Here is a 22,536-nt window from a genome sequence, read left to right as displayed (position 1 = left end):
CAAAGGCGTTACTGCCCTCTGGGTGCAGAGGCGCCAGGAAGAATTAAGGCCAGCTTTCCATTCTCTCTGCGACTCTGCGCCTTTGTGCCCTTTGCGTTACCATTGCCCAACCCCGAACGCACCCGCCAAAACAAAGGACCGAACCGGATGTCCCGCGACTACAGAGAACGCGCCCTGGCCTATCACGCCGAGCCCCGGCCCGGAAAAATCGCCATCGAGGTCACCAAGCCCTGCAACAGCCAGGATGACCTGGCCCTGGCCTACACCCCGGGCGTGGCCGAGCCGGTGCGCGAGATCGCGCGCGATCCGCACACCGCCTTCCGCTACACCGCCAAAGGCAACCTGGTGGCGGTGATCACCGACGGCACCGCGGTACTGGGACTGGGCAATGTAGGGCCGCTGGCCGGCAAGCCGGTGATGGAGGGCAAGGGGGTGCTGTTCAAGCGCTTCGCCAACATCGACGTGTTCGACATCGAGGTCGACGCGCCGGCCGCGGACGACTTCATCGACACTGTCGCCCGCATCGCCCCGACCTTCGGCGGCATCAACCTGGAGGACATCGCCGCGCCGCGCTGCTTCGAGATCGAGCGCACCCTGATCGAGCGGCTCAATATCCCGGTCTTCCACGACGACCAGCACGGCACCGCCATCATCATCGCCGCCGGCCTGCTCAACGCGCTGGAGATTCAGGGCAAGTCGCTGCCCGAAGCCGATATCGTCTGCGTCGGCGCCGGCGCGGCCGGCATCGCCTCCATGGACCTGCTGCTGGCACTGGGCGCCGACCGCAAGCGCATCCTGCTGGTTGACCGCCAGGGCGTCATTCACAGCGGCCGCGAGGATCTCAACCCCTACAAGCAGGCCTATGCAGTGGAGACCGACAGGCGCAGTCTGGCCGACGCCATGCAGGGCGCCGATGTGTTCATCGGGGTATCGGGGCCGGATATCCTGAGCCCGGAGATGCTGGCCAGCATGGCCGCGCGGCCGATCGTGTTCGCCCTGTCCAATCCCGACCCCGAGATCCGGCCTGAGGTCGCCCTCGAGGTGCGCGACGACATGATCATGGCCACCGGGCGCAGCGACTACCCCAACCAGGTGAACAATGTACTGGGCTTCCCGTTCATCTTCCGTGGCACGCTGGACGTGCATGCGCGCGAGATCAACCAGCAGATGAAGATCGCTGCCGTGGCGGCATTGTGCGCCCTGACGCGCGAGCCGGTGCACCCCGATGTGCTCAAGGCCTACAACCTGGACCGGCTGGAATTCGGACCGGACTACATCATCCCCAAACCACTGGACCCGCGCCTGATCGACTTCGTCCCGCCGGCCATCGCCCGTGCCGCGGTCGACTCCGGCGCGGCGCGCGAGCCCTATCCCTCACATTATCCCGAGCCGCCGAAGATCGGCGTGACCTGAGCTGTCGCAGGCCTGATCCGAACTCACATTGGTTTGAACAGGTCAGCTGCAGGTCGGGTCAGCGCAGCGTAACCCGACCCAGGCGCGGGCAAGGTCGGATTACGCCCTGCGGGCTAACCCGACCTGCACACCCGGATACCGCGAAGCCTGATGGATCAGGACTCGACCGGCTCGGACTCCTCCAGCAGCGCCTCCACCCGCGCCAGCCCGGCGCGTTCCATCGGCCGGCTGTCGATGGGCGAGCGCGGCGGCTGGCGGATACCCTCTTCCGGGAAGATCGCCGCCTCGATCGGCACCTCGCCGGCCATGAACCGCACCACCGGCACGGTATGCTGCTCGTCGCGGCCGAAGCGGAACCGGCGCTGCCCCTCTTCGAACGGCAGCTGGTTCTCCATCAGGTAGAGGAACACCTCCTCGGGGGTGGCCGCGAACAGATGCAGATTGACGTCCGAGTGCTTGTCGGCGGTGCCACTCAGCACCGAGCCGGTCAGCCGCGGACGAAAGCGGGCGAAAAAGCTCATCGCCTGCACCGCGGCGCGGCGCAGGGCCTGCAGGTGCAGCGGCTGTTCGTCACGCTGGAACAGCGACTGGTAGCTCACCAGTTCGGCCTCGATCTCGGTGTTGCGCGGCATGTTGCGGGTATCGGGCGCGCCCAGGCGCTCGGCCGCCTTGCGCTTGGCGGCGCCATAATCGCGCACCCCTTCGGTGGCGATCAGGCGCGCCGCTTCCTGGGCGATGCGCTGGCGCATCTGTTGATCGCGGGTCGAGTGTCGCATCCCGTGCTCCCCCCTGTGGTGTTATGGCCCAGGGCCTGTTCTAGAACAACGGCTCAACCGTTTCGGCCTGCGGATCGCCCCCGTCTTCACTGACCGCATCCTGGCGGCTGTAGCGGGTCGGCACCTGCTCCTGGCGGAAGGTCTCGAAGATGGCACCGTCCCGGCCGCTCGGCGCCAGCAGGCCGGTAACCGGATCGATGCGCACCGTCACCAGCCCGGACGGCGGATCCCGGCGCTGTTCGGGTATGCCCTCGAGCGCGCTGCGCATGTAGTCGATCCACATCGGCAGGGCGGCGCGGCCGCCGGTCTCGCCCCGACCCAGGGGTTCCAGTTCGTCGAAGCCGACCCAGGCAATGCTGACCAGCCCGGGGACGAAGCCGCAGAACCAGGCGTCGCGCTGGTCATTGGTGGTGCCGGTCTTGCCGCGCAGATCCCCGCGGCCCAGCTGCAGCGCCCGGCGGCCGGTGCCGCGCTTGACCACGTCCTGCAGCAGGCTGTTCATCAACCAGCTGTTGCGCGGCTCCAGCACCCGTTCGGCCCGGGGCGGGGGCGGCGGTTCGGGCGGACCGACCAGAACGGCATCGATGCCCTCCGGCGCCGGCCCGGCCTCAGCCGCGTCCTCGACCCCGTCCCCGGCTGCGCAGTCCCGGCACACCGTCGGCGGACGAGCCTGGTACACCGTCCCGCCGTCGGCATCCAGGATGCGCTCGATGAAATAGGGTTCGATGCGATAGCCGCCGTTGGCGAACACGGCGTAGCCGCGCGCCATCTGCAGCGGGGTCACGCTGCCGCTGCCCAGGGCCAGGGACAGGTTGGCGGGCAATTGGTCGGCCTCGAAGCCGTAGCGTTTCACGAAGTCGATGGCATAACGCACACCGATATCCTGCAGCAGCCGGATCGAGACCAGGTTGCGCGAGTGGGTCAGCGCCTCGCGCAGGCGGGTCGGGCCGTAGAAGCGGCCGCTGTAGTTCTCCGGCCGCCAGTGCGCCTCCAGGCCCGGATCGTCGAACACCACCGGTGCGTCGTTGATGATGGTGGCGGCGGTGAAGCCCTTGTCCAGGGCGGCGGAATAGATGAAGGGCTTGAAGCTGGAACCGGGCTGGCGCCGGGCCTGGACCGCGCGATTGAACTTGGAGCGGAAGTAATCCAGGCCGCCGACCAGGGCCAGGATGGCGCCGTCGTCCGGCCGCAGCGAAACCAGCGCGCCCTCGACCGCGGGCAGCTGCGCCAGCCGCCAGCCCGCCCCGGCTTCCTGCAGGCGCACGATGTCACCCGGCTGCACCACATCGGCCGCAGCCGTCGGGGCCTTGCCGCGGCGGTCATGACTGAGATAGGGCCGGGCCCATTCGATGCCGTCCCACGCCACCGTCACCTCGCGGCCATCCGCGAGCAGGGCCGTGAAGGCCTGCTCCTCCAGCGCCAGCACCACCGCCGGGGCCAGCCCGGCCAGTGTGCCGAAGTCGTCGAGCGCCTCGTGTGCCGCCTCGGCCGGTGCCGTCTCCGGCAGACTCACCCGCCCTTCGGCACCGCGGTAGCCGTGGCGCTGGTCGTATTCCATCAGCGCCGCTCGCAATGCCCGGCTCGCGGCCCGCTGGCGCCTCGAATCCAGGGTGGTCCGCACCTGGTAGCCCTCGGTATAGGCCCCTTCCCCATAGCGCTCGACCATGTGTGCGCGGACCATCTCGGCCACATAGGCGGCCTCCAGCTCACTGGATCGGGCATGCACCCGGGCACTGATCGGCGCTGTCAGGGCCTGGCGGTACTGCTCGGCGTCGATATGGCCCAGGGTATACATCCGCCCCAGCACATAGGTGCGGCGCTGCTCGGCCCGCAGCGGGTTGGACACCGGATTGTCGCGCGACGGCGCCTTGGGCAGGCCCGCGATCATCGCCATCTGCGCCAGGCTCAATTCCTCCAGTGGCACGCCATAGTAGATCTGCGCCGCCGCCCCCACCCCGTAGGCGCGCTGACCGAGATAGATCTTGTTCAGATACAGTTCCAGGATCTGCTGCTTGGACAACTCGCGCTCGATCTTCAGCGCCAGAAAGATCTCGGTGAGCTTGCGCAGATAGGTCTTTTCACTGCTGAGAAAGAAGTTGCGCGCCACCTGCATGGTGATGGTGCTGCCGCCCTGGCGCTTCTCGCCGGTGCGCAGCAACTCGAACGCGGCCCGCAGCAGACCCTGATAGTCCACCCCGGGATGCTTGAAGAAACGGTCGTCCTCGGCGGCCAGGAAGGCCTGGATCAACGGCTGCGGCAGCTGTTCGTAGGTCACCGGAATCCGCCGTTTCTCGCCGTACTCGGCGATCAGCTGGTCATCGGCGCTGTAGATCCGCAGCGGCACCTGGAATTGCACGTCCCGCAACGCTTCAACGGAGGGCAGCTGGGGAGTGATATAAAAATAAAGGCCAGCGGCAAGCACCAGACCCGCCATCGCGAGGCCCAGCGTCCCGTACAACAAGAAACGCATAATCTTCATAAGATATGGAAATAACAGGGGAGTGTGATTCCCGTCTCAGCTTGTTCACGCCATAGACTCGTCACTATAAAGGAAATCAGGCTGGTTCCGATACCCTGATTCGACACCTGAAGGCGCAGCCAGAACTTTTGTTGACAAACAGTTGGGGTTCCCTTCTAATGCAAGAGTCGACGTTTTAGGCGCAAGCTCAGGATAAAATAAAGGAATTCAAAGGACGCCGCCGTGCCGATTGCGCAGATCTTCAAGTCCAGGAAGCCACCTCTGGTCGGACTCGACATCAGCTCCACCGCAGTCAAGCTGCTGGAACTGAGTCGCAGCGGCGACCGCTACCGGGTGGAAAGCTACGCGGTAGAGCCCCTGCCGCCCAACTCTGTGGTGGAGAAAAGCGTCACCGATGCGGAGGCCGTCGGCGAGGCGGTACGCCGGGCGGTCAAACGCTCCGGCACCCGTGCCCGCCATGCCGCGGTGGCCGTGGCCGGCTCCTCGGTCATCACCAAGATCATCCCCATGCCGGCCTCGCTGTCCGATGCCGACATGGAGGCACAGATCGAACTGGAGGCCGACCAGTACATCCCCTACCCACTGGAGGAGGTGTACAAGGACTTCGAGATCCTGGGCCCCTCCGCCAACAACCCCGATACCGTGGATGTGCTGCTGGCCGCCTCGCGCAGCGAGAATGTCGACATGCGCCGGGCCGCGGTCGAGGCCGGCGGCCTGGACACCCGGGTGGTGGACATCGAGGCCTATGCCCTGGAGAACGCCTTCTCCCTGCTCAGCAGCCAGCTTGAGGACGAGGGCATCGAGAAGACGGTCGCCGTGGTCGACATCGGCGCGACCATGACCACGCTCAACGTCCTGCACGACCTCAAGATCATCTATACCCGCGACCAGGTCTTCGGCGGCAAGCAACTCACCGAGGAGATCATGCGCCGTTACGGGCTTTCCTATGAGGAAGCGGGCATGGCCAAGCGCCAGGGCGGCCTGCCGGACAACTATGTGCCGGAGGTGCTGGAGCCGTTCAAGGAGGCGATGGCGCAGCAGGTCAACCGGTCATTGCAGTTCTTCTTCTCCTCCAGCCAGTACAACAGCATCGACCAGATCGTGCTGGCCGGCGGCAGCGCCTCGATCCCCGGGGTGGACAGCCTGATCCAGGACCAGCTGGGGATCGACACTCTCATCGCCAATCCCTTCGCCAACATGTCGCTGGCATCCAGGATCAAGACCCAGTCGCTCAGCAATGACGCACCGGCACTTATGATCGCCTGCGGCCTGGCGCTGCGCAGCTTCGACGAGCGCTAAAGGGGGAGCACAAGGAAATGGCACGCATCAATCTATTACCCTGGCGCGAGGAACTGCGCGCTCAGCAGCAGAAGGACTTCGTGGTCCAGGTGGTGCTGGCCGCCGTGTTCGGCGCCGCCATCTGGGGGCTGTGGCACATGCAGATGGCCCAGACCATCGAGAACCAGAACAGCCGCAATGGTTTCCTCCAGGCCGAGATCAAGAAACTGGACAAGGAAATCAAGGAAATCAACGATCTCGAAAAGACCAAGGCCAACCTGCTGGCACGCATGAACGTGATCCAGGAACTGCAGAGCAACCGCCCCATGAGCGTCCACCTGATGGACGAACTGGTGCGCACCCTGCCCGAAGGCGTGCATCTGACCAGGCTGCAGCAGAGCGAAACCAAGCTCAGCATCGACGGCGTGGCCCAGTCCAATGCGCGGGTCTCGGCCTACATGCGCAACATCGATGCCTCTGACTGGCTCGCCAATCCGGGGCTGCAGGTCATTGAGACCAGGAAGCAGGAACGCTCCCGCTCCGCCGAGTTCACCCTCACGGCGAAGCAGAAGAACGCCGACGCGGAAGCCAACAAGGATGCCGGGGGTGATTCATGAACCTGGATCTGAGCAAGATCAATGAACTCGACTTCAGCAACATACACAATTGGCCGCTGCCGGCGCGCATCTTCGTCATTGTGTTGGTGGCCGTGGCCGTGGCCTTCCTCGGTTACTGGTTCGACATCAAGGACCAGCAGGCCAACCTGCAGAAGGTCGAGCGCAAGGAACAGGAACTGAAGTCCGAGTTCGAGACCAAGGCGGCCAAGGCGGCCAATCTCGAGGCCTACAAGCAGCAGCTCGAAGAGATGCGCCAGAGCTTCGGTACCATGCTGCGCCAGCTGCCGAACAAGACCGAGGTCGCCGAACTGCTGGTCGATGTCTCCCAGACCGGCCTGGCCAGCGGCCTTGAGTTCGAACTGTTCAAACCCGAGAACGAGATCCCCAGGGATTTCTATGCCGAACTGCCCATCAGCATCCGCGTACGCGGCAGCTATCACGAGTTCGGCAACTTCGTCAGCGGCGTGGCCGCGCTGCCCCGCATCGTCACCATTCATGACATCGGCATTGCGCCGTCCAAGGATGGGCAGGAAAGCCAGGGCCAGCTGATCATGGAACTGACGGCCAAGACCTATCGCTACCTGGACGAGGATGAAGAGGAGGCGGGCAAGTGAAATTGACTATGGAACGCCCCGCCCGGATTGCCTGGCTGCTGAGTGTATCCGCACTGGTTGCCGCCTGCAGCGGCGGCCAGACCGATGATCTGCGCCAGTACGTGGACGAGGTGCGCGCGCGGCAGAATACACGCGTGGAGCCGCTGCCGGAGTTCAAACCCTACGAGACCTTTCTCTACCAGGCGACCGATCTGCGCAGCCCGTTCCGGCCCAGTGCCGGCGGCACCCCGGAAGACATTCTGACCGAACGCAGCGACAGCGGCGTGCGGCCCGACAGCAACCGGCCCCGCGAGGCGCTGGAGGCCTTCCCGCTGGATACCCTGCGCATGGTCGGCACCCTGGATCAGGGCGGCCAGTCCTGGGGACTGGTACGCGCCAACGACGGCACCATTCACCGGGTTCAGCCGGGCAACTATCTGGGCCAGAACCACGGCAGGATCGCCAACATAACGGAATACGAAATCGAGTTAGTGGAAATCGTTCCGGACGGGCTGGGAGGCTGGATCGAACGCCAGGCCTCACTCGCGCTCAGTGAATGATCCCATGGGGGGAAACAGGATGATCACAATGCACTTTGCCCATAACCGTCACAGCCGTCCGCAGGCCGCGACCAGAACGGATACCATCATGACCCGCTTGCATACCCTCCTGCTCGGCCTTGCCGTCCTGGTGTTCTCACAGACACTGGCGGCCCAGACCAACGCCCTGCAGGGCGTGGATGTCTCGTCCCTGCCCGGCAACAAGGTGCAGATCACGCTGAACATGGCCGAACCGGCGGAAAAACCGCTGAGTTTCACCATCGACAACCCGGCCCGGATTGCGCTGGACCTCCCCAACACCAGCAACCAGCTGGGCACCAAATCGCAGAACATCGGCGTCGGCCTGGCCAAGAGCCTGACCGCCATCGAGGCCCAGGGACGCACCCGCGTGGTGTTCAACCTGGTGGAGACCGCGCCTTATGACCTGAAGAGCGAAGGCAACCGCATCGTGCTGACCATCGGCGCCAGCGGCCCGATCACCACCGCCTCCGGCACGGCCGCCGCCGCCAGCGATGCGCCGAAGCCCGCAGCACGCAGCGCTGCAGCCGGCAGTCGCATCGAGAATGTCGATTTCCGCCGCGGCCCGGACGGCGAGGCACGGGTCATGATCCAGCTGTCCAACCCCAACATCCCGGTCGATATGCGCCAGGAGGCGGGCAAGGTGGTGCTGGACATTCACAACACCCAGCTGCCCGCAGAGCTGGAGCGGCGCCTGGACGTGATCGATTTCGCGACCCCGGTGCAGACCATCGACACCCGCAGCCGCGGCGACAACGTCCGCGTAACCATCGCGCCGGAAGGCGAGTACGAACACATCGCCTACCAGTCCGACGATCTGTTCACGGTCGAGGTGCGCCAGGTCACCAAGGAAGAGCAGGAACAACGCCGGCGCGAGGAGGTCGGCTACACCGGCCAGCGCCTGTCGCTGAACTTCCAGGACATCGAGGTGCGCTCGGTGCTGCAGCTGATCGCCGACTTCACCAATACCAACATCGTGGTCAGTGACACCGTCAGCGGCAACATCACCCTGAGGCTGCAGAACGTGCCCTGGGACCAGGCGCTGGACATCGTGCTCAAGACCAAGGGCCTGGCCATGCGCAAGAACGATGACGTGATCCTGGTCGCCCCCAGCGAGGAGCTGGCCGCGCGCGAGAAGCTGGAACTGGAATCGCAGAAGCAGATCGAGGAACTGGCCCCGCTGTTCTCCGAATTCATCCAGGTCAACTACGCCAAGGCCGCCGACCTGGCCACGCTGCTCAAGGGCGAGGGCGGCGGGGAAGGCGCCAGCATCCTGTCCGAGCGCGGCTCGGTCACCATCGATCAGCGCACCAACACCCTGCTGGTCAAGGACACGGCCGAGCGGCTGGAGGACATCCGCCGGCTGATCACCAGCCTGGACATCCCGGTCCGTCAGGTGATGATCGAATCGCGCATCGTGATCGCCAATGACGACTTCGCCCGCGATCTCGGCGTCAAGCTCGGACTGACCAAGAACGACGTCTACCAGAACGAGACCCGCGGCATCATCGGCGGCGGCCTGCCCGGCGACCTGGCCCCTCCGGGCGGCGTGGTCGGCATCGAGAACCCCGCCGGCAGCGGCAACGAGGCCCTGATGGTCGACCTGCCGGTCGGCGATGCGGCCGGCGCGCTCAACCTGCTGGTCGGCCGCGTCGGCCGGGATCTGCTGCGCCTGGAACTGTCCGCCATGCAGGCCGAGGGTCGCGGCGAGGTGCTTTCCAACCCGCGCGTGATCACCTCCAACCAGCATGAGGCCACCATTCAGCAGGGTGTTGAGATCCCCTACCAGGAGGCCTCTTCCAGCGGCGCGACCTCGGTCAGCTTCAAGGAAGCCGTGCTGGAACTCAACGTCACCCCGCAGATCACGCCCGACGACCGCATCATCATGGATCTGCGGGTGAGCAAGGACAGCGTCGGCCAGGTCTTCGCCGGCGTGCCCAGCATCAACACCCGCAACGTCGAAACCCAGGTGCTGGTCGACAACGGCGATACCGTGGTGCTCGGCGGCATCTATGAGCAGACCCTGCTCAACGAGGTCGACAAGGTGCCGTTCTTCGGCGACCTGCCCGGTGTGGGCGTGCTGTTCCGCCAGACCCGCAAGCAGGACGACAAGTCCGAACTGCTGATCTTCGTCACCCCGAAGATCATCAAGCAGAGCCTGCGCGTCAACTGACGCTTGCCCCTGTCAGGCTTTTCTGGCATACCTGCCCGGCATGAAAATGCCGGGCAATTTATTTCTGGTCGGGCCGATGGGCGCCGGCAAATCCACCATCGGCCGCCAACTGGCGCGCAGTCTGCGCCGTGACTTTCTCGACAGCGACCGCGAGATCGAACTGCGCACCGGGGTGGACATCCCCTTCATCTTCGAAAAGGAAGGCGAGGAGGGCTTCCGCCGTCGCGAGGCGGAGGTCATCGACGAACTCACCCGCAAGCAGGGCATCGTGCTGGCCACCGGCGGCGGCGCCGTGACCCGCGAGGCCAACCGTCGCCACCTGGCCGGCCGCGGCACCGTGATCTACCTGCACACCTCCGTTGACCAGCAACTGGCACGCACGGCCCGCGACCGCAACCGGCCGCTGCTGCAGACCGAAGATCCGCGTGCCCGCCTGGAGGCCCTGATGGCCGAGCGCGAACCTCTCTATCGCTCGTTGGCCAGCCTGGTGATCGAGACCGACGGGCGCAGCGTCAAGGATGTGGTGCGCGAGATCGTGCAGCGGCTCGACGGGCAGTGCGGAAGCAGGCAACGGCCCCGCTCCGACCGTGCCCGCCGCCAGTGACCGCGCAGAACGGGCGAAGCCAGGCGAACCCATCATCTCCCGTCCGCACGACGGGTTGCAGCGCACCGCGCCCGCACCCATCCTGCCTGCCCACATCTTTACTCGCGGCCGCCCGAGTCCGTATAGTGCTGAATTTGACAGCGAAAGACAGCGCATCCCCATGAAGACCCTGTACGTCGAACTCGGCGAACGCAGCTACCCCATTCATATCGGTCCCGGCCTGCTCGGGCGCGCGGATCTGCTCCAGCCCGCCATCCACGGCCGCCAGGTGATGATCGTCACCAACGAGACCATCGCCCCGCTGTATCTGGAGGCGGCGCAGGCCGGGCTGTCCGGTTATGACCTCCAGACCGTGATCCTGCCCGATGGCGAGCAGTACAAGAACCTGGACACCCTGAACCGCATCTTCGATGCCCTGCTGGAACACCGCTTCAACCGCAAGTGCACCCTGGTCGCCCTCGGCGGCGGCGTGATCGGCGACCTGGCCGGCTTCGCCGCCGCCAGCTACCAGCGCGGGGTGGATTTCATCCAGATCCCCACCACCCTGCTGGCCCAGGTGGATTCCTCGGTCGGCGGCAAGACCGGCGTCAACCACCCGCTGGGCAAGAACATGATCGGCGCCTTCCACCAGCCCAACTGCGTGCTGGCCGACACCGATACCCTGGCCACCCTGGATGACCGGCAACTGGCCGCCGGCCTGGCCGAGATCATAAAGTACGGCCTGATCCGCGATGCCGACTTCTTCGCCTGGCTGGAGAAGAACATGGACCTGCTCACGGCGCGCGACACCGACGCCCTGATCTTCGCCATCGCCCGCTCCTGCCTGAACAAGGCCGAGGTGGTGGCCGCCGACGAGCGCGAAAGCGGCCAGCGCGCCCTGCTCAACCTGGGCCACACCTTCGGCCACGCCATCGAGACCGGCATGGGCTACGGCACCTGGCTGCATGGCGAGGCCGTGGGAACCGGCATGCTGCTGGCGGCGCAACTCTCGGCCCGCCAGGGCTGGCTCGATGCGGGCGAGGTCGAACGCATCGAGCAGCTGCTCACCCGGGCCGGTCTGCCGACCCGCATCCCGGGCGAGATGAGCACCCGACAGTTCCTGGACCTGATGGCGGTCGACAAGAAGGTCATGGACAGCGGCCTGCGGCTGGTGCTGCTGAAAGGCATAGGTGCGGCCGTGGTGACCGGTGATTTCGACCCCGACCTGCTGCGTGCCACCCTGGACGCCGCCCATGCGGGGTGAGGGTACATGACCGGTTACGCCGCCTGCGCCGCCAGTGACGCCAATTCCCGCGGTCGCCGTCATCCGGAACCGCCCCCGAGCCATCGCAGCGAGTTCCAGCGCGACCGCGACCGCATCATCCACTCGGCCGCCTTCCGCCGGCTGGAATACAAGACCCAGGTCTTCGTCAATCACGAGGGCGACCTGTTCCGCACCCGCCTGACCCATTCCATCGAGGTGGCTCAGATTGCGCGCACCATCGCCCGGGCGCTGCAGCTGAACGAGGACCTGACCGAGACCATCGCCCTGGCCCATGATCTGGGCCACACCCCCTTCGGCCATGCCGGACAGGACGCGCTCAATGCCTGCATGAAGGACTACGGCGGCTTCGAGCACAACCTGCAATCGCTGCGGGTGGTCGATGAACTGGAGGAGCGCTATGCCGAATTCCGCGGCCTCAACCTCACCTTCGAGGCGCGCGAGGGCATCCTCAAGCACTGCTCCCTGCCGCAGGCCAGGCTGCTGGGCGAGATCGGCGAACGCTTTCTGAACAAACGCCAGCCCGGCCTGGAGGCCCAGCTGACCAACCTGGCCGACGAGATCGCCTACAACAGCCACGACGTCGACGATGGCCTGCGCGCCGGCCTGATCACGCTGGAGCAGCTCAACGCCATCGACCTGTTCCGCGAACAGTATGAAGAAGTCCGGCGCCGCTACCCGCAACTGCCCGAACGGCGCAGCATTCACGAGGTGGTCCGCCGCCTGATCAATTGCCAGGCCGTGGACCTGATCGAAACCAGCCGGGCCCGCCTGGACGCCGCCGCGCCGGCCGACATCGAGGCGGTGCGCGCACAGCCCGAGCCGCTGGTCGCCTTCAGTGACGGCATGCGCGAAAAGAACCTGGAACTCAAGCGGTTCCTGCGCAGCCAGCTCTACCGGCATTACCGCGTACATCGCATGACAGCCAAGGCCACGCGCGTGATCCAGGCATTGTTTACCGCCTTTTTCGACGACGTCCGCCTGATGCCGCAGGAAGCGCAGCACGCCTCCGCCGAACTGGCCGACCGGCAGGGCGAAGCCGGCCGCGCCCGCGCCGTGGCCGATTACATCGCCGGCATGACCGACCGTTTCGCCATTGCGGAATACGAGAGGGTGTATAATCCGAAGGAACTCACGTGAGACGTGAGCAAGCATGCGCACTGAAGCCGGGCCGTCAACTATAATTCCGCTTCACGCTCAACAACATCAAACCATGCGCCTGTACATGCAGATACCCGCCGCCGACGGCAGCGCCCCGCGCTACTATCACCTGCACCTGCAGGAGGACCTGCTCGAGGGCTGGAACCTGGTCCGCGAATGGGGTCACCAGGGCGCCGGGGGCCGCGTGATCAAGGATCATTACCCCGACCACGATCAGGCCATGGAGGCGCTCATGCGCCTGCGTGACGAGCAGATCAGGCGCGGCTACCGCATTGTTTTCATCCAGGGACAGGAGCAGCCTTGAACGCGGACGCCTCACAGCCGTACACACCGCCCGATTACGTCGCCGCACTGGACCTCGACTGCGACCCCTTTCAGGACCGCCATGAGGCGCGCTTCTTCTATGCCGACCCGGCACTGATGCAGCGCCTGGACCTGCTCCAGCACCTGACACGCTTCAGCGAACAACTGCTGTATGTGCGTGCACCGGCGGGCGCCGGCAAGACCATGCTGCGGCAGCAGCTGCAGCTGCGGGCCGCCGAACACTGGCGCCTGTGCCAGCTCGACGGCGCAGCGGTGAACACAGCCGCCGAGCTCTATGTACAACTCTCACACTGCTACCCCGATGCCGCCGCCGAGAACACCGAACACTTCGGCTCCGACCTGATCCACTACTGTCTCGGGCTGCAGCAGGTCGGACAGCTGGCCGTGCTGGTCATCGACAACGCCGAGCGCCTGCCCGCACCCGTGCTCGAGGCCCTGCTGGGACTGGCCCGCTCCCCTGCCGAAACCCTCAAGGCCCTGCGCATCCTGATCTTCGCCACGCCCGAGCTCGATCCGACCCTGCAGTCGCTCAGCCTGAAAAGCCCGGGCGAGTCGCTGGTGCACACCCTGGACCTGCCGCCGTTCGACGAGCAGCAGAGCGCGGCCTACCTGATGTACCAGCTGGCCATCGCCGGCTATTCCGGCGACAGCCCCTTCAGCGCGACCGAGGTGCGGGCCATGCACAAGACGGCTGGCGGCCGCCCCGGCGAACTCAACCGCCTGGCGCACGAAACCCTGCTGGAACAGGGGCTGCAGCGCGCTGCAGCCCGGCGTCCGGCCGGCCCGTCCCGGTCGCGGCGCGGGCGCTGGCTCACCGGGTTCGCCCTGCTCGCCGTTGCCGGCATCGCCATCGGTCTCTGGCAGCTCGACACCCGCGCGCCGGCGCTGCCGGGCCTGGAGGAACAGACCCTGCAGCTGCCGCCGGCCAACCCGCTCGCCGCCGGGACGGACACCCCGGCTCCGGGTCCGGATCCCGCCACCCCGAGTCCGCCGGACACGGAATCCGTATCCGAACCCGCGGATCCGGCGCAGGCCCCTGCGGCCGGTGAGACACCGGCCCTGGAGGCCGAGCTGTCCCCGGCAGTACCGGCGCCTTCCGTCGGGGAGACACCGGCCGAGGCACCAGCGGCGCCCGCCCCGGAAGCCGCTGAGCCCGAGCCACCAGCGCCCCGGGAGCAGGCGACAGCACCCGCGCCGGAACCCCCGGCTGCGCAGGCCGCCCCGGCGCAAACACAGACCGAGGCTGCACCCGCGGCCGCTGCCCGGACGCGCGCATCCACCGACACTGACAGCACGCCTGCACCGGACTGGCTGGCCGACCAGCCCGCGGACCACTACACCCTGCAGCTGCTGGGTGCCCGCGACCCGGAGACGGTCGAGCGCTTCCTCGCTCGCCATGGGGACGAGGCCAAACTGCACGCGATTCACACCTGGCGCAAGGCTGCCGCCTGGCACATCGTGGTCACGGGAAGCTATCCGGATCGCGCCGCCGCCACGGCGGCCCGCGGGGCCCTGCCCGCAGCGCTGCGCCAACTCCAGCCCTGGCCGCGGCGCTTCGACCAGATCCGCGCGGAACTGCCCCCGGCCGAGTGAGGCGACTGCCGGGTACACACCGCAACGCGTCCGCCCACCCCTGCTCAATGTCGGTTTGAACCGCCTGATCGGCGGCGCTATACTTGCCGACCGCTCGGGGTTTGCCTATCGAATCAGGGCACAGGCAGACCCGTGTCCACGGATCCTGGCCCGCGTCGCTCACCCCAATCCAGAGCGATGCGGGCTTGCCCCGCCGCGGTCATTCCACAGTCTTCGAATTGGATTGAGAGAGGTTCTGACATGAGCCGAGGTGCATTGCCGCCCAGACAGGGGTTGTATGACCCGGAGAACGAGCACGACGCCTGCGGCGTCGGCTTCGTCGCCAACATCAAGGGCCGCAAGAGTCATGCGATCGTCCGCCAGGGCCTGCAGATCCTGGAAAACCTGACCCACCGCGGCGCCGTCGGGGCCGACCCGAAGGCCGGCGACGGGGCCGGCATCCTGATGCAGATCCCCGACGCCTTCCTGCGCGCGGAATGCACCGAACTGGGCTTCGAACTGCCTGCAGCGGGCGAGTACGGCGTGGGCATGATCTTCCTGCCCCGCGATGCCCGCGGCCGCGCCGAGTGCGAGGCCCTGCTGGAGGCCACCCTGGTCGAAGAGGGCCAGAACCTGCTGGGCTGGCGCGACGTGCCCACCGACGCCGGCTGCCTGGGCGAGAGCGTACTGCCCCTGGAACCGGTGGTCCGGCAGATCTTCATCCAACGTGGTGAGAACTGCACCGATTATGCTGCCTTCGAGCGCAAACTCTTCATTATCCGCAAGGTGGTGGAAAATCAGGTGCTGGCCTCGGACTTCCCCGGCCGGGAGCAGTTCTATGTCAGTTCCCTGTCCAGTCAGACCCTGGTTTATAAAGGTATGCTGCTGGCCAATCAGGTCGACGCCTATTACCAGGACCTGAAGGACGAGCGCATGGTCTCGGCCCTGGCCCTGGTCCACCAGCGCTTCTCCACCAACACCTTCCCGTCCTGGGACCTGTCGCACCCGTTCCGGATGATCGCCCACAACGGCGAGATCAACACCCTGCGCGGCAACGTCAACTGGATGCGCGCGCGCCGGCATTCCATGGCCTCGAAGCTGTTCGGCGACGATATCGACAAGATCTGGCCGCTGATCCCCGAAGGCCAGTCCGACTCGGCCAGTTTCGACAATGCGCTGGAACTGCTGGTGCTGGCGGGCTACTCGCTCTCCCACGCCATGATGATGCTGATCCCGGAGGCCTGGTCCGGCAATCCGCTGATGGACGAGGAACGCCGCGCCTTCTATGAATATCACGCCGCCCTGATGGAGCCCTGGGACGGCCCGGCCGCCGTGGCCTTCACCGACGGCCGCCAGATCGGCGCCACCCTGGACCGCAACGGCCTGCGTCCGGCGCGCTACCTGATCACCGACGACGACCTGGTGGTCATGGCCTCGGAGATGGGGGTGCTGGACATCCCGGAGGAGAAGATCGTCACCAAGTGGCGCCTGCAGCCGGGCAAGATGTTCCTGATCGACCTGGAGGAAGGCCGCATCATCGATGATGCCGAGATCAAGTCCGGCCTGGCGCGCGCCCATCCCTACCAGCAGTGGCTGGACAAGACCCAGATCCACCTGAAGAACCTGCCGGCCGCCGCCGAGGGCAACGGCGGCGATCCGGCCACCCTGCTGGACCGCCAGCAGGCCTTCGGCTACACCCAGGAAGACCTGCGCATGCTGATGACGCCCATGGCCGCCACCGGCCAGGAGGCCATCGGCTCCATGGGCGCGGACAATCCGCTGGCGGTGCTGTCGAACAAGCCCAAGCCGCTGTTCAACTACTTCAAGCAGAATTTCGCCCAGGTCACCAACCCGCCGATCGACCCGATCCGCGAGGAACTGGTGATGTCGCTGGTCTCGCTGATCGGGCCGCGTCCGAACCTGCTGGACCAGGACGCCGCCGGCAGCCACATGCGCCTGGAGGTGCATCAGCCGATCCTGACCAACAAGGACCTGGAGCGCATCCGCAACATCGAGAAGACCACCGACGGCGCCTTCCGCACCCAGACCCTGGATATCTGCTATGCGGCGCAAGCCGGCGCCGCCGGCATGGAAACCGCGATCGAGGAACTGTGCCGACAGGCCGAGGCCGCCGTGCGCGAAGGCTTCAACATTCTGATCCTGTCGGACCGTTCGGTCAGCGCCGAGCGCCTGCCGATCCCGGCCCTGCTGGCCACCAGCGCGGTGCACCATCACCTGGTCCGGCAGGGCCTGCGCACCGAGGCCGGCCTGGTGCTGGAATCCGGCGCGCCGCGCGAGGTGCATCACTTCTGCGTGCTGGCCGGCTACGGCGCCGAGGCCATCAACCCCTATCTCGCCTTTGAGTCCCTGTCCTCGCTGCACGACTTCCCCGAGGGCGTGGAGGAGACCGACCTGCACAAGCGCTACATCAAGGCGGTCGGCAAGGGCATGCTCAAGGTCATGTCCAAGATGGGCATCTCCACCTACCAGTCCTACTGCGGCGCCCAGATCTTCGACGCCGTGGGGCTGCAGCAGCGCTTCGTCGACCGCTACTTCGCCGGCACCGCCTCCATGATCGAAGGGGCGGGACTCGCCGAGATCGCCGAGGAGACCGTGCGCTGCCACCGCGACGCCTTCGGCGACGCGCCCATCTACCGCAACGCGCTGGATGTCGGCGGCGACTACGCCTTCCGCATCCGCGGCGAGGATCACATCTGGACGCCGGACACCATCGGCAAGCTCCAGCACGCCGCGCGCGCCAACGACTTCAAGACCTTCGGCGAGTTCTCCAGGGCCATCAACGAGCAGAGCGAACGCCTGCTGACCCTGCGCGGCCTGTTCGATTTCAAATTCGCCAATGCGCCCGTGCCGCTGGACGAGGTCGAGCCGGCGAAGGAGATCGTCAAGCGCTTCGCCACCGGCGCCATGTCCTTCGGCTCCATCTCCTGGGAGGCGCACACCACGCTGACCGTGGCCATGAACCGCATCGGCGGCAAGTCCAACACCGGCGAGGGCGGCGAGGAGCCGGAGCGCTTCAAGCCGATGGCCAATGGCGATTCCATGCGCTCGGCCATCAAGCAGGTGGCCTCGGGCCGCTTCGGCGTGACCGCCGAATACCTGGTCAACGCCGACGACATCCAGATCAAGATGGCCCAGGGCGCGAAGCCCGGCGAGGGCGGCCAGCTGCCCGGCCACAAGGTCAACGAGTGGATCGCCAAGGTGCGCCACTCCACCCCCGGCGTGGGCCTGATCTCGCCGCCGCCGCACCATGACATCTATTCCATCGAGGACCTGGCGCAGCTGATTCACGACCTCAAGAACGTGAATCCGCAGGCCCGCATCAGCGTCAAGCTGGTCTCCGAGGTGGGCGTGGGCACGGTGGCCGCGGGCGTGTCCAAGGCGCACGCCGACCATGTGACCATCGCCGGCTACGACGGCGGCACCGGCGCCAGCCCGCTGACCTCCATCAAGCACGCCGGCAGCCCCTGGGAGATCGGCCTGGCCGAGACCCACCAGACCCTGGTCCTGAACCGCCTGCGCTCGCGCATCGCCGTGCAGGTCGACGGCGGCATGCGCACCGGCCGCGACGTGGTGGTGGGCGCACTGCTGGGCGCCGACGAGTTCGGCTTCGCCACCGCGCCGCTGATCGTCGAGGGCTGCATCATGATGCGCAAGTGCCATCTCAACACCTGCCCGGTGGGCGTGGCCACCCAGGACCCGGAACTGCGCAAGCGCTTGACCGGCAAGCCCGAGCACGTGGTCAACTACTTCTTCTTCGTCGCCGAAGAGGTGCGCCAGCTGATGGCCCAGCTCGGTTTCCGCACCATGAACGAGATGATCGGCCGGCTGGACCGGCTGGACATGCGCAAGGCCATCAACCACTGGAAGGCACGCGGCCTGGACTACTCCCGCATTCTGTATATGCCGGCCGCGGCCGCCGACGAACCGCTGTACAACTGCGAGACCCAGGACCACGGCCTGGACCAGGCGCTGGACCAGCAGCTCATCGAGCAGGCCAGACCTGCGCTGGAACGCGGCGAACCGGTGAAGATCGCCTCCCCGGTGAAGAACATCAACCGCTCCGTGGGCGCCATGCTCTCCGGCGAGGTCGCCCGACGCTACGGCCACCAGGGCCTGCCGGAGGACAGCATCTACATCAAGCTCAATGGCATCGCCGGCCAGAGCTTCGGCGCCTGGGCCGCCCACGGCGTCACCCTGGAACTGGAAGGCGAGGCCAACGACTATGCCGGCAAGGGCCTGTCCGGCGGCCGGCTGGTGGTGTATCCGCCGAAGGTCAGCCGCTTCACTGCCGAGGACAACATCATCGTCGGCAACACCGTGCTCTACGGCGCCATCACCGGCGAGTGCTTCTTCCGCGGGGTGGCCGGCGAGCGCTTCGCCGTGCGCAACTCCGGCGCCCATGCCGTGGTCGAGGGCGTGGGCGATCACGGCTGCGAGTACATGACCGGCGGCGTGGTGGTGGTGCTGGGCGAGACCGGCCGCAACTTCGCCGCCGGCATGAGCGGCGGCGTGGCCTACGTGCTGGACGAAGACAGGACCTTCAAGGAGCGCTGCAATCTGGCCATGGTCGAACTCGAGCCGGTGCCGGAAGAGGACGTGGCCCTGGAGGCCCTGGAGCATCAGGGCGGCGACCTGGAGACCCACGGCAAGGTCGACATCAGCGACATGACCCGCTTCGATGCCCTGCGCCTGAAGCGGCTCATCCACAAGCACCTGCATTACACCAACAGTGAAGTGGCGCGCCGCATCCTGGACGACTGGGACAGCTACCTGCCCCGCTTCGTCAAGGTCATGCCGGTGGACTACCGCCGTGCGCTGGAGGATATGAAACAGTCCCAGGCGCAGGAACTGGCAGCCGCGGCCGGAGGAAAGTAAGTCTATGGGCAAGCCAACGGGTTTCATGGAGTATCCGCTCGTCGACCGCAGCTACCAGCCGGTCGAGCAGCGGCTCAAGCATTACCACGAATTCGTCATCCCGCTGAGCGAGGACCAGCTCAAGCTGCAGGGCGCGCGCTGCATGGACTGCGGCATCCCCTTCTGTCACCAGGGCTGCCCGGTCAACAACATCATTCCGGACTGGAACGATCTGGTGTATCACGGCGACTGGCAGCGTGCCAGCGAGGTGCTGCACTCGACCAACAACTTCCCCGAGTTCACCGGCCGCATCTGCCCGGCACCCTGCCAGGAGGCCTGCACCCTGAACATCGAGGACGAGCCGGTCACCATCAAGTCCATCGAATGCGCCATTGTCGACAAGGCCTTCGAGCAGGGCTGGATCCAGCCGCAGCCGCCGGAGGAGAAGACCGGCAAGCGGGTCGCCGTGGTCGGCTCCGGCCCGGCCGGCATGGCCTGCGCCCAGCAGCTGGCACGCGCCGGCCATGACGTGGTGCTGTTCGAGAAGGCCGACCGCATCGGCGGCCTGCTGCGTTACGGCATCCCCGACTTCAAGATGGACAAGCCCATCATCGACCGGCGCATGGAACAGATGGCCGCCGAGGGCGTGGAGTTCCGCCCCAACACCCATGTGGGCGTGGACATCCCGGCAAGGCAGCTGCTGGAGGAGTTCGACGCCGTCGCGCTCACCGGCGGCGCCGAGCAGCCGCGCGATCTGCCGGTCCCGGGCCGTGACCTGGACGGCGTGCATTTCGCCATGGACTTCCTGCCGCAGCAGAACAAGCGCGTGGCCGGCGACACCGTCCCCGAGCACCTGGCCATCAGCGCCACGGACAAGCACGTCATCGTCATCGGCGGCGGCGATACCGGCTCGGACTGCATCGGCACCTCCAACCGCCAGGGCGCGAAATCGGTCACCCAGCTGGAGATCATGCCGAGGCCGCCGGAGAAGGAGGACAAGGGCCTGACCTGGCCGGAGTGGCCCAACAAACTGCGCACCTCCAGCTCGCACCAGGAAGGCTGCGAACGCATGTGGTCGGTTACCACCAGGGAACTGATCGGCAAGGATGGCCGGGTCACGACGATCAAGTGCGCAAAGGTCGACTGGAGCAGGGATGATCAGGGCCGCTGGCAGATGAGCGAAGTGCCCGACAGCGAATTCGAATTGCCCGCCGACCTGGTGCTGCTGGCCATGGGCTTCACCCAGCCGGTGCACCAGGGCATGCTGGATGAACTCGGCGTGGAGTATGACGGCCGCGGCAACGTCAAGGGCGAGACCGAGGGCGACAAGGCCTACCACACCTCGCTGGACAAGGTCTTCGCCGCCGGCGACATGCGCCGCGGCCAGTCGCTGGTGGTGTGGGCCATCCGTGAAGGCCGCCAGTGCGCCCGCGCCGTCGACGAGTACCTGATGGGATCATCAGATCTACCGCGATAAATTTTTGAACCGCCAAGACGCCAAGATGGAGACCTAAACCGCCAAGGCGCCAAGCACGCCAAGGAATACTGATCAATGCAGACTGGACCGATTAAACGCGGCTGACTGCACTGCGAATCACATACATGCTCTTGTTTTATAGTCTCCTGGCGTCCTTGGCGCCTTGGCGGTTTATCCATTTTCCTTGGCGCACTTGGCGTCTTGGCGGTTAACTCACATTATGTCAGAACTCAAGAACGATCGACTCATCAAGGCCCTGCTGCGCCAGCCGGTGGATGTCACGCCGGTATGGATGATGCGCCAGGCCGGGCGTTATCTGCCGGAGTACCGCGCCACGCGCGAGAAGGCGGGGGATTTTCTCACCCTGTGCAAGACGCCGGAACTGGCCTGCGAGGTCACCCTGCAGCCGCTGGAGCGGTTCCCGCTGGATGCCGCCATCCTGTTCTCCGATATCCTCACTGTCCCGGACGCCATGGGCCTGGGGCTGTATTTCGAGGAAGGCGAAGGCCCGCGCTTCAGCCGTCCGGTGCGCGACCAGGCCGCGGTCGAAGCATTGGGCGTACCCGATCCGGAGCAGGAACTGGGCTATGTCATGGATGCCGTGCGGCTGATCCATCGCGAACTCGACGGCCGGGTTCCACTGATCGGCTTCAGCGGCAGCCCCTGGACCCTGGCCACCTACATGGTGGAAGGCGGCACCAGCAAGGACTTCGCCCACATCAAGGGCATGATGTACGACCGTCCCGACCTGATGCATCAGCTGCTGGGTACGACGGCCGATGCCGTCACCCTCTATCTCAATGCCCAGATCCGGGCCGGCGCCCAGGCGGTGATGATCTTCGACACCTGGGGCGGCGCACTCAGCCCGGCCTGCTATCGCGAGTTCTCGCTCGGGTACATGGCGCGCATCGTTCAGGGCCTGGAGCGCAACCACGCCGGTCAGACCATCCCCGTGATCCTGTTCACCAAGAACGGCGGTCAGTGGCTCGAAGCCATGGCCGCTGCCGGCCCCGACGCCCTCGGCCTGGACTGGACCACCGATCTCGGCGAGGCGCGCCGGCGGGTGGGCGACCGGGTCGCCCTGCAGGGCAACATGGATCCGGCGGTGCTCTATGCCGCGCCCGCACGCATCGAAGCCGAAGTGGAACGGATACTGGCCGATTACGGCTCGGGCAGCGGCCATGTCTTCAACCTCGGCCACGGCATTCATCCCCGGATCGACCCGGACCACGCCGCCGCCATGATCGAGGCCGTGCACCGGCTCAGCCCCGCCTACCACAGCTGACACCCGCCATCGTACGCACGGACCACAACCACATAAAACATGTCTGTAAAAGGCCTTTTATACAGCCAAC

General features: G+C 66.2%; 16 protein-coding genes. 14 read left to right on the top strand and 2 right to left on the bottom strand.

Features of this window, described 5'->3' with window-relative positions:
* The first annotated feature begins 147 nt into the window (after positions 1–147).
* Positions 148–1,413, top strand: a complete 1,266-nt coding sequence (locus COW1_RS13335; RefSeq protein WP_201344471.1) for a malic enzyme-like NAD(P)-binding protein — start codon at positions 148–150, stop codon at positions 1,411–1,413.
* Between the two features lie 155 nt (positions 1,414–1,568).
* Here the strand turns inward: COW1_RS13335 and COW1_RS13330 are convergent, their stop codons facing one another.
* Both COW1_RS13330 and COW1_RS13325 read right to left on the bottom strand, forming a co-directional pair.
* Positions 1,569–2,189: a hypothetical protein gene (locus COW1_RS13330; RefSeq protein WP_096363615.1), complete on the bottom strand. Its 621-nt coding sequence runs from the start codon at positions 2,187–2,189 to the stop codon at positions 1,569–1,571.
* A gap of 40 nt (positions 2,190–2,229) precedes the next feature.
* Positions 2,230–4,659, bottom strand: a complete 2,430-nt coding sequence (locus COW1_RS13325) for a penicillin-binding protein 1A (protein ID WP_242466437.1) — start codon at positions 4,657–4,659, stop codon at positions 2,230–2,232.
* 237 nt (positions 4,660–4,896) lie between these two features.
* Here COW1_RS13325 and COW1_RS13320 point away from each other — a divergent pair, with 237 nt between their 5' ends.
* From COW1_RS13320 to hemE, 13 genes are all read left to right on the top strand, one after another.
* Entirely contained in the window at positions 4,897–5,967 is a 1,071-nt protein-coding gene (locus COW1_RS13320) for a pilus assembly protein PilM (protein WP_201346108.1), read from the top strand.
* A 17-nt stretch (positions 5,968–5,984) separates the two neighbouring features.
* A complete protein-coding gene (locus COW1_RS13315) occupies positions 5,985–6,563 on the top strand; it encodes a PilN domain-containing protein (RefSeq protein ID WP_096363619.1) in 579 nt (192 codons plus the stop codon).
* A gap of 2 nt (positions 6,564–6,565) precedes the next feature.
* Positions 6,566–7,177, top strand: a complete 612-nt coding sequence (locus tag COW1_RS13310) for a type 4a pilus biogenesis protein PilO (protein WP_096367421.1) — start codon at positions 6,566–6,568, stop codon at positions 7,175–7,177.
* Positions 7,174–7,716 (top strand): pilus assembly protein PilP, encoded by a 543-nt coding sequence (locus COW1_RS13305; protein WP_231971536.1) that lies wholly within the window; start codon positions 7,174–7,176, stop codon positions 7,714–7,716. The genes COW1_RS13310 and COW1_RS13305 overlap by 4 nt, the downstream gene beginning before the upstream one ends.
* Before the next feature lie 88 nt (positions 7,717–7,804).
* Positions 7,805–9,907 (top strand): type IV pilus secretin PilQ, encoded by a 2,103-nt coding sequence (gene pilQ / locus COW1_RS13300; RefSeq protein WP_201344469.1) that lies wholly within the window; start codon positions 7,805–7,807, stop codon positions 9,905–9,907.
* Positions 9,908–9,947: 40 nt separating this feature from the next.
* Complete coding sequence (gene aroK, locus COW1_RS13295) at positions 9,948–10,511, top strand: shikimate kinase AroK (protein ID WP_201344468.1); 564 nt, start codon at positions 9,948–9,950, stop codon at positions 10,509–10,511.
* A 160-nt stretch (positions 10,512–10,671) separates the two neighbouring features.
* Complete coding sequence (gene aroB / locus COW1_RS13290) at positions 10,672–11,754, top strand: 3-dehydroquinate synthase (RefSeq protein WP_201344467.1); 1,083 nt, start codon at positions 10,672–10,674, stop codon at positions 11,752–11,754.
* Between the two features lie 6 nt (positions 11,755–11,760).
* Positions 11,761–12,912: a deoxyguanosinetriphosphate triphosphohydrolase gene (locus COW1_RS13285; RefSeq protein ID WP_201344466.1), complete on the top strand. Its 1,152-nt coding sequence runs from the start codon at positions 11,761–11,763 to the stop codon at positions 12,910–12,912.
* A gap of 85 nt (positions 12,913–12,997) precedes the next feature.
* Entirely contained in the window at positions 12,998–13,237 is a 240-nt protein-coding gene (locus tag COW1_RS13280) for a WGR domain-containing protein (protein WP_157745196.1), read from the top strand.
* Positions 13,234–14,850: an AAA family ATPase gene (locus tag COW1_RS13275; RefSeq protein ID WP_201344465.1), complete on the top strand. Its 1,617-nt coding sequence runs from the start codon at positions 13,234–13,236 to the stop codon at positions 14,848–14,850. Before COW1_RS13280 ends, COW1_RS13275 begins: the two co-directional genes overlap by 4 nt.
* A gap of 240 nt (positions 14,851–15,090) precedes the next feature.
* Positions 15,091–19,725, top strand: coding sequence for a glutamate synthase large subunit (gene gltB / locus COW1_RS13270; protein WP_201344464.1), 4,635 nt, complete (start codon positions 15,091–15,093; stop codon positions 19,723–19,725).
* A 4-nt stretch (positions 19,726–19,729) separates the two neighbouring features.
* Positions 19,730–21,181: a glutamate synthase subunit beta gene (locus COW1_RS13265; protein ID WP_201344463.1), complete on the top strand. Its 1,452-nt coding sequence runs from the start codon at positions 19,730–19,732 to the stop codon at positions 21,179–21,181.
* 220 nt (positions 21,182–21,401) lie between these two features.
* Positions 21,402–22,466 carry a uroporphyrinogen decarboxylase gene (hemE, locus tag COW1_RS13260; RefSeq protein WP_201344462.1) on the top strand — a complete coding sequence of 355 codons (1,065 nt, stop codon included), beginning with the start codon at positions 21,402–21,404 and terminating at the stop codon, positions 22,464–22,466.
* Positions 22,467–22,536: the final 70 nt, after the last annotated feature.

This window comes from Thiohalobacter sp. COW1, from assembly GCF_016629505.1.
GTDB classification, from domain to species: Bacteria; Pseudomonadota; Gammaproteobacteria; order Thiohalobacterales; family Thiohalobacteraceae; genus Thiohalobacter; species Thiohalobacter thiocyanaticus_A.
Note: the sequence above shows the minus strand (reverse complement) of the source record. Positions and strands in the feature narration are given on the sequence as shown.

Bases quoted from the DNA above. Each gene is read 5' to 3' on its own strand.
- COW1_RS13335 (WP_201344471.1), top strand. From the start codon at position 148: ATGTCCCGCGACTACAGAGAACGCGCCCTGGCCTATCACGCCGAGCCC.
- COW1_RS13330 (WP_096363615.1), bottom strand. From the start codon at position 2,189: ATGCGACACTCGACCCGCGATCAACAGATGCGCCAGCGCATCGCCCAG.
- COW1_RS13325 (WP_242466437.1), bottom strand. From the start codon at position 4,659: ATGCGTTTCTTGTTGTACGGGACGCTGGGCCTCGCGATGGCGGGTCTG.
- COW1_RS13315 (WP_096363619.1), top strand. From the start codon at position 5,985: ATGGCACGCATCAATCTATTACCCTGGCGCGAGGAACTGCGCGCTCAG.
- pilQ (WP_201344469.1), top strand. From the start codon at position 7,805: ATGACCCGCTTGCATACCCTCCTGCTCGGCCTTGCCGTCCTGGTGTTC.
- aroK (WP_201344468.1), top strand. From the start codon at position 9,948: ATGAAAATGCCGGGCAATTTATTTCTGGTCGGGCCGATGGGCGCCGGC.
- aroB (WP_201344467.1), top strand. From the start codon at position 10,672: ATGAAGACCCTGTACGTCGAACTCGGCGAACGCAGCTACCCCATTCAT.
- COW1_RS13285 (WP_201344466.1), top strand. From the start codon at position 11,761: ATGACCGGTTACGCCGCCTGCGCCGCCAGTGACGCCAATTCCCGCGGT.
- COW1_RS13280 (WP_157745196.1), top strand. From the start codon at position 12,998: ATGCAGATACCCGCCGCCGACGGCAGCGCCCCGCGCTACTATCACCTG.
- gltB (WP_201344464.1), top strand. From the start codon at position 15,091: ATGAGCCGAGGTGCATTGCCGCCCAGACAGGGGTTGTATGACCCGGAG.
- COW1_RS13265 (WP_201344463.1), top strand. From the start codon at position 19,730: ATGGGCAAGCCAACGGGTTTCATGGAGTATCCGCTCGTCGACCGCAGC.
- hemE (WP_201344462.1), top strand. From the start codon at position 21,402: ATGTCAGAACTCAAGAACGATCGACTCATCAAGGCCCTGCTGCGCCAG.